This window comes from Bacillus sp. SM2101, from assembly GCF_018588585.1.
In the GTDB taxonomy this organism is placed as follows: domain Bacteria; phylum Bacillota; class Bacilli; order Bacillales; family SM2101; genus Nanhaiella; species Nanhaiella sioensis.
Genome location: NZ_JAEUFG010000010.1, coordinates 1 through 12,921 on the forward strand (window position 1 = coordinate 1; position 12,921 = coordinate 12,921).

The following is a 12,921-nucleotide window of genomic DNA, read 5'->3' on the forward strand; positions in this document are numbered from 1 at the left end:
TTGTGTTTCTCCATTATACAAAAATGTACCCTATAGGGAGACTTTTTTAAAGTGTCTACTCTATAGGGTACATTTTATCTATACCATCTGGTTTTTTATTTTGGCTGTTTTTGCATTGATTGTAGTTTTTCATATTAAGAAGAAAACACGTACACAACTAGAGTTCGTGGCATCTTTTCTTTTGTACAACAATGACTAACAATATAAAACAACTTATTATAGTACTTATTTAGATAACAATAGCAACAATGATTACGAGAAAAGCTTTATTTTTCTATGTGCATACATGAATAAATAATTAATGAAACTTAGGGATTATGATAAATCTTCGTCAGTGATGAAATAGGTTTTTAAATAAGAAGGTCGAGGGAAAAACGATTTGTAGTGATCAACGCCTTCCGGAGTTCCTCTTTTTTCATGAGTTTTTTCGTATGCGTTGGACTTTTGCCAATTTTGGTAGCTTTGTTCATTATGCCATACTGTAATAATGATATATGTATCGCTGTTCATTGGCCTTAAAATACGCATCGCAATAAACCCAGGTTCTTTGTCAATAAGACCGGGGCGCTTGCTAAATCTATACTCAAAGACAGGTCTTCCTTCCTCTGATACTGGAACGTGATTCATAACAACATAGCCTTTTAGTGGGAAGCTACCTTCTGAATCTAGCACATCATATTTTCGAGGTTCGTTAAAGACACAATTTCGGTTGGTTTCATGTAATAATAAAGTTTGATCTTCGTTTTGCATGAGAACGATTAGCTCGTTAGAAAACTCATCTTTTTTGGTTTTTAAATAATGATACGTACCATGTGTCAGATAAATTTTCATCATTCATCACCTCACTATCATTATAACAATTTCTCCCATTGTCCCAATCCATAAAATTGAAAAAATTGTTAACTTTTTTAGAAAAGCGAAGTCGATTTTAATATAAATTCTTTCAACACCCTGTGAGCAACGGTGAATATCGTCATCAGTGACTCCCCTCGACAAGTTTGGAGCATCAAGTCATGAAGGACTTTTTGTCTTTATAGATTGAAGCGAAACGATTCGAGAGGCTTGGAGAACGAGGTATATCAGTAACAATATCCTAGGACGAGTGGGTAAGTATTAATTGTGTCATGCTGGACAAAGCGCTTATTCTTAGGCTCTTTCCCCATTCATTGTTGTTTTGCGTATTAAGTTTCATACTTAACAACTAGATTTCCAGGTATCTTTTCTTGTTAAACGACATCTTGAGCACAACAAAATTTACGAAAAGAGCTTTTAAGAATAACAACAAACTTTACAAAAAGAGCTTAATCTTTTTACATATTGTGAAACATTTACATGAATAATAATTAATAGTTGCATGAATGAATAATTCAATATAGTATAGCTGTACTGTCGAGGTCGCTATCAAGTTGTCAGTTTTATCATGCGTCATTTGGAGGTGATGTTACGTGCTTAAAGTGATTGGTAAAGCAAGTGTAATTATATTTTTTACTTTTTTTGTCGGATTAGTTGCATATTTATTTATAATATATGCTGGAGATTATGTAGTTGATGAAAAAAAGCTTGTGATGAACTCTGCTTCAACATTAGTAAGTGATGAGGATGAGTTAATTGCAAAGCTTTTTATAGAGAACAGAGAATTGGTCTCTATCCAAGACATTCCTAAACATGTACAGCAGGCATTTATATCAGTGGAGGATGAACGTTTCTATAATCATCATGGAGTTGATTTAAGAGCCATTATGAGGGCATTATATAGAGATATTACTGAAGGAAAGAAGGTGGAGGGAGGAAGTACGATAACACAACAGCTCGCTAAAAACATCTTCCTTTCCAATGAAAAAACGTGGCTACGAAAAACAAAAGAAGTAATTATCGCCCTTAATTTAGAAAAAAAATATAGTAAACAAGAACTGCTAGAAATGTATTTGAACCAAATATATTTTGGGCACGGTGCTTATGGGATTGAAGCTGCTTCCCAATTATATTTTAACAAACATGTGTCTGAACTAACTGTAGAACAAGGAGCGTTATTAGCTGCGATACCAAAAGCTCCAACTAATTATTCCCCTATACTACAGCCAGAGAAAAGCTTTGATCGGAGAAATCTTGTTTTAAGTTTGATGGAAAGAAAAGGGTATATTACACCCGAGGATGCAGTTCGTTATCAAGGTAGAACGTTAGCGTTAGATATTAATCAAATGAATGAAAATATGTATTTATTATCTTATATAGATTTAGTAGTCAAGGAAGCAGAAGAAAGATATGGACTGACGAATAACGAATTATTAAAGGGTGGATACAAAATTACTGTGCCCTTAGATGCGACTGTACAACAAAAGGCTTATGAGTTCTTCCAAGACTCAAATAATTTTGCTGGTACAGATGAAAATGTGGAAGGCGCTTTTGTCTTAATGGATAATAAAACAGGGGGGATCATTGCTTGTATTGGTGGTCGTAACTATGTACAAAAGGGCTTGAATCGTGCAATCGTAAAAAGGCAGCCTGGTTCTACATTTAAGCCCATAGTCGTATACGGTCCTGCACTTGAGAAAGAAGAATTTGATCCTTACTCATTATTAGTTGATCAACTGCTACAATATGGTGATTATGAACCGCATAATTACAACGATGTTTATAAAGATAAAATAACGATGTATGATGCTATTATTGAATCTGCAAATGCTCCTGCAGTATGGGCGTTAAATAACTTAGGTATCGATTATGGAAAAGAATATTTAGAAAAATCTGGAATTCCTATAAAAGATAAAGGTCTTGCAATGGCACTTGGAGGATTAGAGGAAGGAGTTTCTCCTATTGATTTAACAAAAGTTTACCGCGCATTTGCTGAAGGTGGTAAAGTCATTGAACCTCACTTTATAACAAAAATAGAAGACCGTAATAATCGGGTGATTGGTAAATTTAATAAAGAAGAAAAACGTGTATTTTCTAAGCAAACAGCTTGGTATATGACTCGCATGCTAGAGGGGGTCGTTCGCGAAGGAACAGCACAAATGGGAAAATACTCAGGGGCTTTAGCTGGAAAAACTGGTTCGACATCGTACGAGCCAGTTGAAGATGCGACAAAAGATGCGTGGTTTGTAGGGTATACACCTACAGTTGTTGGCGCATTGTGGATGGGGTATGACAAGACAGATAAATCTCATTATTTAACAAAAGGTAGTAGTCAGCCAACCCTATTATTTAAAAAAATTATAGAAGAGACATCTGAAAGTAAACATTTAGCTTTTCAAATTCCTGAGCAAGTAAAGGATCTAGAACAACCAATCCGATTAAAAGAGATAAATGATTTATTTGCACAACTCTCTTTCAAACCATATGGTTTTTTTTCTGTAAATCTAGAATGGACACCTGCCGAGGATAAAAGAATCAAGTATCGAATTTATGAAAAGAAAAATAATAAAGCAACACTTATAGGTACGGTTACAGGAAAAGGAAACTTTGCTATTTCATCTGTCAATATTTTTTCGATACCTAATTATCAGGTCGTTCCTTATAATCCGATTACAGGTGAAGAGGGGAGTCCCTCTAATAATGTTAAGCCACAATTCTTTACATTTGATGAGTAATCATGTTATTTATGGTCGATTTATTGACATTTTCAAATGTTATATATACAAGTATAGTATAAACAGTTATAGTTAATAGTGTTTTTGTACAACGATATTTTCGCATTCTTTGTTATATTTTGCGTAGTAAGAAATCCAATCAATAAGATTTTGAGGATCTTTCCTTCTAAAAAAAGGAGAGAAATTACATTCATACTACGCCTAGGTGTCCTTTTTAAGTTAATATGATAACAAAATTTATGATGAGGGCTTGTATAAATAAAACGATAGACTTGGCTACAGCCAAGTCTTCATATTGAATAAAAGAAAACGTTCACAAGATATACATACTACTATCAGTGTATTGTTTTGTATAATAATATGTATCATTTGATTGGAAATAAGAGTTCTTATATGATATTTAGGTGGAATAATGAAAGGATGGGCTTTATGGCAAACAACACAATTATAAATGATACGTTTTTGAAGGCATGTAGAGGTGAAAAGACAGATTACGTGCCTGTTTGGTACATGCGTCAAGCAGGGCGCTCACAACCAGAATACAGAAAGATAAAAGAAAAATACTCGCTTTTTGACATTACTCATCAACCAGAACTTTGTGCTTATGTGACGAGACTTCCAGTTGAGCAATATAATGTTGATGCAGCAATTTTATATAAAGATATTATGACCCCTCTTCCGGCAATGGGGGTTGACGTAGAAATTAAATCAGGTATTGGACCAGTTATATCGAATCCGATACGTTCATTAAACGATGTTGAAAATCTAGGGAAAATAAATCCGGAAGCTGATGTACCATATGTTCTTGATACAATTAAATTATTGACTACAGAACAATTAAATGTACCACTAATTAGTTTTTCGGGAGCACCATTTACACTTGCTAGCTATATGATTGAGGGAGGTCCGTCGAAAAATTACAATAAGACGAAAGCCTTTATGTATGCAGAACCAACTGCTTGGTTTGCTTTAATGGACAAGTTAGGAGACATGGTTATTACATATGTAAAATCACAAATTAATGCAGGTGCTAGTGCGATACAAATATTTGATTCATGGGTTGGAGCATTAAATGTTGCAGATTATCGTTATTTTATTAAACCAATAATGAATCGAATTTTTTCAGAACTAAGTGAAGAGCAAGTTCCATTAATTATGTTTGGTGTTGGTGCAAGCCATTTAGCTAAAGAATGGCATGATTTACCGTTAAATGTTGTAGGTTTAGATTGGCGACTTCCGATAAAAGAAGCTAGGTCTATAGGTATTCATAAACCAGTACAAGGAAACCTTGACCCAGCAATTTTACTCGCACCGTGGGATGTCATTGAAGAACGAACTAAAGCAATATTAGATCAAGGTATGGAGTTACCTGGTTATATTTTTAATCTCGGTCATGGGGTATTTCCGGAAGTTCAACCCGAAACTTTAAAACGTCTTACTGCATTTATCCATGATTATTCATTAAACAAGTAACAAAGATGTAGAAGGGGTATATTGGCTTAGAGATTAAAAGGGGGCAATAAAATTATGAAGAAACAAATGGGTTTGCTCGTTATGGCCTATGGGACACCATACAATGAGGAAGATATAGAAAGATATTATACTCATATCCGACGTGGAAGAAAACCAACTATAGATATGCTTGAGGATCTTAGAGAACGATATCAAGCAATTGGTGGAATTTCTCCACTCGCTAAAATTACCCAAGAACAAGCAGCTAAGCTTGCTTCACATTTAAATGATATTCAGCAGGAGATTGAATTTAAACCTTATCTTGGCTTAAAGCATATTGAGCCATTTGTTGAAGATGCTGTGAAACAAATGAAAGACGACGGAATTGAAGAAGCAGTTAGCATTGTTTTAGCGCCGCACTTTTCAACTTTCAGTGTTAAATCTTATAATGGTAGGGCTAAGGAAGCTGCTGATAAACTAGGTGGACCAAACATTCATGCAATTGAAAGTTGGTATGATGAGCCTAAATTTATCAATTATTGGGTGGAAAAGGTGACAGAAACTTATCATAAAATGTCTGATGAGCAACGGAATAATGCTGTACTTATAGTATCAGCTCATAGTTTACCTGAAAAAATCCTTGCTAATGGTGACCCTTACTTGCAGCAATTACAGCACACAGCTGATTTAATTTCAACGAATGCGGAGATTTCTGACTATGTAATCGGCTGGCAGAGTGCTGGTAATACGCCTGAACCGTGGTTAGGACCAGACGTACAAGATTTAACTAGACAGCTGTATAAAGAACAAGGGTATAAGACATTCGTATATATACCTGTTGGGTTTGTCTCCGATCATTTGGAAGTATTATATGATAATGACATTGAATGTAAAATGGTTACTGATGAATTGAATGCAACATACTACCGTCCTGAAATGCCAAATACGAACTCAGATTTCATAGATGCAATGGCTTCAGTTGTGTTAAAAGAATTAGATAATAAAAAACTATAATAAAGAAGGCGATGTGCAAGTGAGTAATGTGAAGAGAAGGACTGTCGTAATTGGTGGTGGTATCACTGGAGTAACAACAGCATATTACTTGCAAAAGGAAGCAAGAGAGAAAGGGATTTCTTTAGCATGTACGTTAATAGAATCCTCCAATCATCTGGGAGGAAAGATTCAAACAGCCGAACGAGATGGCTTTGTTATTGAGAAGGGACCAGATTCTTTTTTAGAAAGAAAGAGAAGTGCATCAAGACTTGCAACAGAGGTGGGACTAGGGGATAAACTAGTAAATAATTCTACCGGACAATCTTTTGTACAAGTAAAAGGGAACTTACACCCGATGCCAGGCGGCTCCATTATGGGAATTCCTACACAAATTGCTCCATTTGTTACAACAGGGCTGTTTTCGCCATTCGGTAAAATTAGAGCAGCAGCTGATTTTGTATTACCTAAATCAAAAGTAGTTGGTGATCAATCATTAGGACAGTTTTTCCGCAGACGTTTAGGTGATGAAGTTGTAGAAAATTTAATAGAGCCATTACTGTCAGGTATATATGCAGGTGATATCGACAAACTGAGCTTATTATCAACTTTTCCGCAATTTTATCAAGTTGAACAAAAGCATGGTAGTTTAATAGTCGGAATGAAGAGTATGACACCGCGAAAAGCGAAAAATGCTGAAAAGGGTAAAGCAAAAGGAATGTTCTTAACTGTTTCAACTGGTTTACAATCATTAGTTGAAGCAGTTGAGGAGAAGTTAGATACTGGTTCAGTATTAAAGAACACAAGTGTGATCAAGTTAGAAAAGGTAAATGATGAATATATCGTTCATTTAAGTAATGGTGAGCAAATAATAGCTGATACGGTTGTTATTACAACACCACATGAAATTACCCAAAACATTCTTGCTGATTATTCGTTTTTTGACCAATTTAAGAATATGCCATCAACTTCAGTTGCTACAGTTGCACTTGCATTTCCGCAGTCGGCAATCAACAAAGACATAGATGGTACAGGGTTTGTTGTTTCAAGAAATAGTGATTATACCATCACTGCATGTACTTGGACACATAAGAAATGGCCACATACAACACCAAAAGGAAAAATCCTGTTACGGTGCTATGTAGGTAGAGCTGGAGATGAAGCAATTGTTGATCAAACGGATGACGAGATCATAAAGGTTGTTTTGGCAGACTTAAATAAAACAATGAATATTACTAGCGATCCAGAGTTTTCTATTATAACTCGATGGAAAAAATCAATGCCTCAATACACTGTTGGGCATAAAGAACGAGTGGAGAATGTGAAGGAAGTAATGGAGAAGGAATTACCCGGCGTATTTTTAGCAGGAAGCTCGTTCGAAGGCTTAGGTATCCCAGATTGTATAGATCAAGGAGAAGAGGCAGTTAAGAAAGTTTTAGAATATATCCAAACGCATTCAAAAGAACTAGTAGAGGTTAACTAATTATAGTTAGCCTCTTTTTTTATATACCTCCTCGATTCTATAGGTGTTAAACAAAGGCTGTTTTCGCATTGATTGTTGCTTTTCGTTCTAAGGTTAAGCACGTATATATCTAGCGTTCGTGGCATCTTTTCTACTTTTATAATTATTGAATTCTCCTAAAACTCATCAAACTGTCCATTTTAGAAATAATAGCAACAAAGTTTATGAAAAGAGCCTAAACAGACGAAGTAGCTACATACTCGATTCACCGATGTTCAAGTTGCTTATTACCGATTAGGTATTGAGCTTTTCACTTTTCTTTTGTCTTTTTTTTATTTTTAAAAAACCTTTTGAGATTAACTCTTTGTAGATGAACACCAACAACCCCTAAGATTATCAACATTGAACCTATCAGGTGATAGCTGTAAAATGGCTCATTCAAAATAAATACGCCTGCAATAATACTTACAATAGTAGCTAGATTCATAAATACACCTGCTTGAGAGGCTTTCATTCGAGCATAAGCGTAGTTTTTTAACATAGCTCCAAGTAGAGAAGATATTATAGCTAGATACAAAATTGAAAACAAAAAGCTTGTATTTAATAACATGGAGTAATCTACCCTTTCAGGTGACAAAAATAGGAGGATATTAAAAATAACCATACCAATACCCATCATCGCAAAGGTGATTTCCATAGCTGTGAATTGTTTAGCAATTTCTCTGATTAATACTGTGTATAGTGCCATTGAAAGGGCGGATAAAACAATGAGTGTGATACCAACAAGATTTCCATCAGTTTCAAGTCCTTTCATTAAAGTAATGTATGTTACTCCACCGACAGATAGCAAAATAGAAGTTTTTTGCGTAATGTTAGTTCGTTCCTTCAATAACACAGAAGCCAATATCATGACGATAATAGGAACAAGTGCTGTTATAACTCCCGCTTCACTTGAAGTTGTATACTTCATGCCATACGTTTGCAACAAAAATGCGAGTACTGGATGGATGGTTGAAAATAAAATAAGAGGAAGTATTGGTTTATTGTAATATTGAATTTTTACAGCATTGCTTAAAACAAGGAGTGCGATTACTAGAAAAGCAATCGTAAATCTTATCGATAAAATATTTAATGGAGTAGTCATGCTTACGACATTTTTTAAAAATAAAAAACTAAGGCCACCCAACACAGCACCTATTACTCCAGCTAAAATAGGTAAAGCAGGTTTATCGTTCATAATCAAATCCCCCTAAGGTCGATAATAAAGATCAAAGGTGTCCTATCAATTAATATCAAAATAGTAATTTAAGATCGTGTTAAATTCGCTTGTTGAGTAAGCTTGTTTTGACTTCTGATCATCATTAGTTATAATGATGTGCTCATCAGTTACCGTTACTCGGCCATTAGGGGTTGCAATTGTAACGATTGTCTGCTGTGTGAATTTAGATTGTGGATTAGTTTGATTCCAATGACATATCTCATTAAAGAAGTCATATTCTCTTGGTGTTTTGCTAAAGCGGAATTGTGTATTCCATTCATTATTCATGTGCTTTTGTAAATCAAAAAATATATCGTCAACAGCTTGTATGCGGTACTTTCCACTAATATCCTCAACAATTTCTCCGGTTAATAGTATTGGTGAACGGACTGTATCCCCGCAGCCCACATCTACCAAATAATCGCGTTGATTAATAGTTACTAAATTCGTTAAATGGCTATTTGCTTTATACCACTGATCTTTCCCAGTCGATATTGTTGCTGAAATCATCGTTACTTTGTAGCCGAGCTTCTCTAGTAGCCAATTAAATAAGCCATTTAATTCATAACAAAAGCCACCTCGTTCATTATTCACGATTTTATGATAGATATTAGTTAAATTAAGCTTTATGGGTACGCTGTTTATGACATCTAAATTTTCAAATGGAACTGTGTATAGGTGTTGTCGTTGTAAGCTTCTCAAGTCTTGTTCTTTTTCACCGGTGAGGGAGTGTATACCTATTCTTTGTAAATAATGATTCATGTTCATCTGTATTCCTCCTTTATTTACATTAGGCTGTTTTTCGTACAAATGGTGGTTTCCCTACGAATCATACTACATGTAGTTAACAATGGTTTGTTACATCTATCTCGACTTTTTAAAATCGAATGAGAACTGGATATAATAAACAACTTGCCTAATGCATTAAATTGTAACGAAAAGATCCATGTCTAAAGCGTAACGTATATACAATTGGAATAAATCGGTATTTGTATTGAATGATTGCTACGAATTTAAGCCGATACGAAAAGGAACTTTCATACATCTACAGACTGAAGGTGTGAATACGTTTGCATTTTTTAGAAAAAACTGTTTTTATAAAATTGATACCAAAAGTATTGATCAAAGTTTTGGCCTTGTGTTATAGTATTTTCATACTAAATGACTAAAATGTTCATTTGGTCAGTTGTGGAATGAGGTGTAGTAGTGGTTAAAGATCGAAAACAACTAATAATAGACGCAGCGACAAAATCTTTTTCTCTGTTTGGGTACAAAGCAACAACAATGGATCAAGTCGCAAAGCTAGCTAACGTTGGGAAAGGTACGATATATACATTCTTTAAAAATAAAGAAGAGTTATTTGACGAAATAACATCTTCATTAATTGCCGAAATGAAAGAGGCTGCAGAAGAAGCAATTGATCCAACATTACGTTTCTACGAGAATGCGCACAGAGCTTTATACAAAATATTGGAATTTAGAAAGAGACATCAACTGATGATCAAGTTAATTGAAGAGGAAAATCAGATTGGTACACCTGCAGTTCAAGAAGCTATGGTTAAACTCGAAGATGCTATTATTGGATTTATTAAACAGAAAATTATCGTTGCAATAGATAAAAAAGAAATGAGAAATTGTGATCCAGAAATGACTGCATTTATTTTTTTGAAATTGTATATTGCATTAATTTTTGATTGGGAAAAAAATCACGAACCTTTAGGTAAGGAACAAATATTACACTTATTCGAGCTCTATTTCTTAGAGGGATTATCAATTAGATGATCCTTAAATTTTTCAGCATTATTGACCAAATGAACAAAACAGTCAAATGTTACTAGGGGGATACTATGAGAGGAATATCATTGTTAATTCAAGAACTAAAAGCGATGGTAACGAACAAGAAACTCATTGTTCCAATCATTGTGTTAATGTTTATTCCGCTGTTATATAGTGGGATGTTTTTATGGGCTTTCTGGGATCCATACGATCAAATGGATCGCTTACCTGTAGCAGTTGTAAATCAAGATACTGGAACAGAGTATAATGATGAAGAACTGCACATAGGAGATGATCTAGTAGACCAATTAAAAGATAATGAAGGTTTTGGATGGGATTTTGTCGATAAAAATGTAGCTCAAGAAGGGTTAGACAATCTAGATTATTATATGATGGTTGAAATTCCAGCAGATTTTTCTGAGCGTGCTACAACATTGTTAGAAGATAACCCTACCAAACTAGAGCTTAAATATATACCGAATGAAAGTTATAACTTTCTTGCTGGACAAATTGGAGAATCTGCAATTGAAAAAATTAAAGCTGAGCTAGCGAATGAAATTAGTGCAACATTCGCAGAAAGCTTATTTGACAATGTTGATGAATTAGCAGATGGTTTAACAGAGGCTAGTGATGGTGCAAGTAAGATTGATGATGGAGTTACCGAACTTAACGATGGTGCAATTACGTTGCAAGAAAATTTAGCAAGGCTAGCAAGCAATACAATTACATTTAAGGAAGGGTTACAAGCATCAAATAATGGTTCAAAAGAATTAGTTGATGGCGTAACAGCTTTAAAAGATGGATTTGAGGAAATGAAGACAGGCCAGGAAGAATTGTTAGCTGGAGCTCTTGAAGCTCAAACTGGTACAGAACAATTGTCAAATGGTTTGCAACAATCACTACAGGGAGTGGAAACAGCTCAGTCTTCTATTCCTCAATTAACAGATGGATCCTTACAGTTAAATGAAGGGACCCAACAGTTAATTGGATCAATAGAACAATGGAAGCAAGCAGCAGAACAAACTGCAGCTGGGTCAACCGAGTTGTCAAACGGTATTGAACAACTAAATGAAGTTATTCAACCAATGTTGGATTCGTTACCTGAAGAACAAAAGGAACAACTTAAAGTAACAATGGCGAGCTTAATAGATGGAAGTAAAGAAGTAAATGGTGGATTAGAACAGTTAACGGTTGCTGCTGACGAAATCAATGGTGGTGCAACAGTACTTTCAACAGAAATGAATAAGCTTCATCAAGGACAACTTGCGTTACAAACTGGAATAATCGAGTTGGCTGAAGGGCAACAGCTGCTAGTTGATGGTGCTACTAAACTGTTAGATGGTCAAGATCAACTTGTAGGAGGGCTTCAATTATTCGGAGAAAAGATTACAGAGGTACAAGTAGGTACTGGCAATTTACTAGACGGTAGTAATAAATTATCAGCTGGTATAGATGAATTAGCAACTGGCTCTTTGGCGCTAGAAGATGGAGCTAGTCAATTAGCAGATGGATCTATAGAATTAATTGATGGGTTTGGAGAGCTTTCTGACGGAACGAATGAACTTTCTACGAAATTAACTGATGCCTCCACAGAGACATCGGAAATATCAGGTAACGATGATATGTATAATATGTTCGCAGACCCAGTAACAGTCGAAGAAAAGAAAATGAATGAAGTACCAAACTATGGAACAGGGTTTGCGCCATACTTCTTAAGTTTAGGGTTGTTTGTGGGGGCATTGCTCTTGTCGATTGTATTTCCTTTACGTGAAACGGTCGCAGCCCCAAAAAATCCGTTTAGTTGGTTTATTAGTAAATTTGGAGTACTGGTTATAGTTGGTATAATTCAAGCGCTAATAGCCGATGCAGTGCTATTATATGGCTTAGGTCTTGAAGTGAAAAGTGTCCCATTATTTATCTTGTTTAGCATTCTAACTAGTGTCACCTTTATCACATTGATTCAGTTTTTAGTGACTTGCTTTAATGATCCAGGACGCTTCTTAGCAATAGTTATTTTAATTTTGCAATTAACAACTAGTGCCGGAACGTTCCCGTTAGAAGTAATTCCAGATGTATTACAACCGTTTAATACATTATTACCAATGACCTATACAGTTTCAGGGTTGAAGGCAGTAATATCAAGCGGTGATTATGGATTTATGTGGCAAAATGCAACAATCCTCTTAATGTTCATTGTATTGATGTCATTAGGAACGCTATTATATTTTGTAATGCAGTTTAAGCGTAAATATGGAGCAAATGCTGCACAATCATAATGAACAAATCTTGGAATTTCAAGTGGAGAGTCTATTCAACTGATTCCTGAAATAAAGAAAAAATATTAGAGCATAGAACAAAGCCTGCTGATTGGTTATCAGCAGGCTATTATTTATAAA

The 12,921-nt window shown here is 35.0% G+C and carries 9 protein-coding genes; 6 read left to right on the forward strand and 3 right to left on the reverse strand.

Going from position 1 to position 12,921, the window contains the following annotated elements; genetic code table 11:
- Positions 1–315: 315 nt before the first annotated feature.
- A complete protein-coding gene (locus JM172_RS11315) occupies positions 316–831 on the reverse strand; it encodes an antibiotic biosynthesis monooxygenase family protein (protein ID WP_214482415.1) in 516 nt (171 codons plus the stop codon).
- A 614-nt stretch (positions 832–1,445) separates the two neighbouring features.
- Between JM172_RS11315 and JM172_RS11320 the strand changes: the two genes are divergently transcribed.
- From JM172_RS11320 to hemY, 4 genes are all read left to right on the forward strand, one after another.
- On the forward strand, positions 1,446–3,587 hold the full coding sequence (locus JM172_RS11320) for a transglycosylase domain-containing protein (RefSeq protein ID WP_352223340.1): 2,142 nt from the start codon (positions 1,446–1,448) through the stop codon (positions 3,585–3,587).
- A gap of 429 nt (positions 3,588–4,016) precedes the next feature.
- On the forward strand, positions 4,017–5,060 hold the full coding sequence (gene hemE / locus JM172_RS11325; RefSeq protein WP_214482416.1) for a uroporphyrinogen decarboxylase: 1,044 nt from the start codon (positions 4,017–4,019) through the stop codon (positions 5,058–5,060).
- Positions 5,061–5,111: 51 nt separating this feature from the next.
- Positions 5,112–6,053: a ferrochelatase gene (gene hemH / locus JM172_RS11330; protein WP_214482617.1), complete on the forward strand. Its 942-nt coding sequence runs from the start codon at positions 5,112–5,114 to the stop codon at positions 6,051–6,053.
- A gap of 28 nt (positions 6,054–6,081) precedes the next feature.
- Positions 6,082–7,512 carry a protoporphyrinogen oxidase gene (hemY, locus tag JM172_RS11335; protein ID WP_214482618.1) on the forward strand — a complete coding sequence of 477 codons (1,431 nt, stop codon included), beginning with the start codon at positions 6,082–6,084 and terminating at the stop codon, positions 7,510–7,512.
- Positions 7,513–7,801: 289 nt separating this feature from the next.
- Here the strand turns inward: hemY and JM172_RS11340 are convergent, their stop codons facing one another.
- Both JM172_RS11340 and JM172_RS11345 read right to left on the reverse strand, forming a co-directional pair.
- Positions 7,802–8,728: a DMT family transporter gene (locus tag JM172_RS11340; RefSeq protein WP_214482417.1), complete on the reverse strand. Its 927-nt coding sequence runs from the start codon at positions 8,726–8,728 to the stop codon at positions 7,802–7,804.
- 45 nt (positions 8,729–8,773) lie between these two features.
- The gene (locus tag JM172_RS11345) at positions 8,774–9,517 is read right to left on the reverse strand and encodes an arylamine N-acetyltransferase family protein (protein ID WP_214482418.1); all 744 of its coding nucleotides are present in this window, start codon (positions 9,515–9,517) and stop codon (positions 8,774–8,776) included.
- Positions 9,518–9,955: 438 nt separating this feature from the next.
- On the opposite strand from JM172_RS11345, the gene JM172_RS11350 reads away from it, so the two are divergent.
- Positions 9,956–10,531 carry a TetR/AcrR family transcriptional regulator gene (locus JM172_RS11350; RefSeq protein ID WP_214482419.1) on the forward strand — a complete coding sequence of 192 codons (576 nt, stop codon included), beginning with the start codon at positions 9,956–9,958 and terminating at the stop codon, positions 10,529–10,531.
- Positions 10,532–10,596: 65 nt separating this feature from the next.
- Complete coding sequence (locus tag JM172_RS11355; RefSeq protein WP_214482420.1) at positions 10,597–12,801, forward strand: YhgE/Pip domain-containing protein; 2,205 nt, start codon at positions 10,597–10,599, stop codon at positions 12,799–12,801.
- The last annotated feature ends 120 nt before the right edge of the window (positions 12,802–12,921 follow it).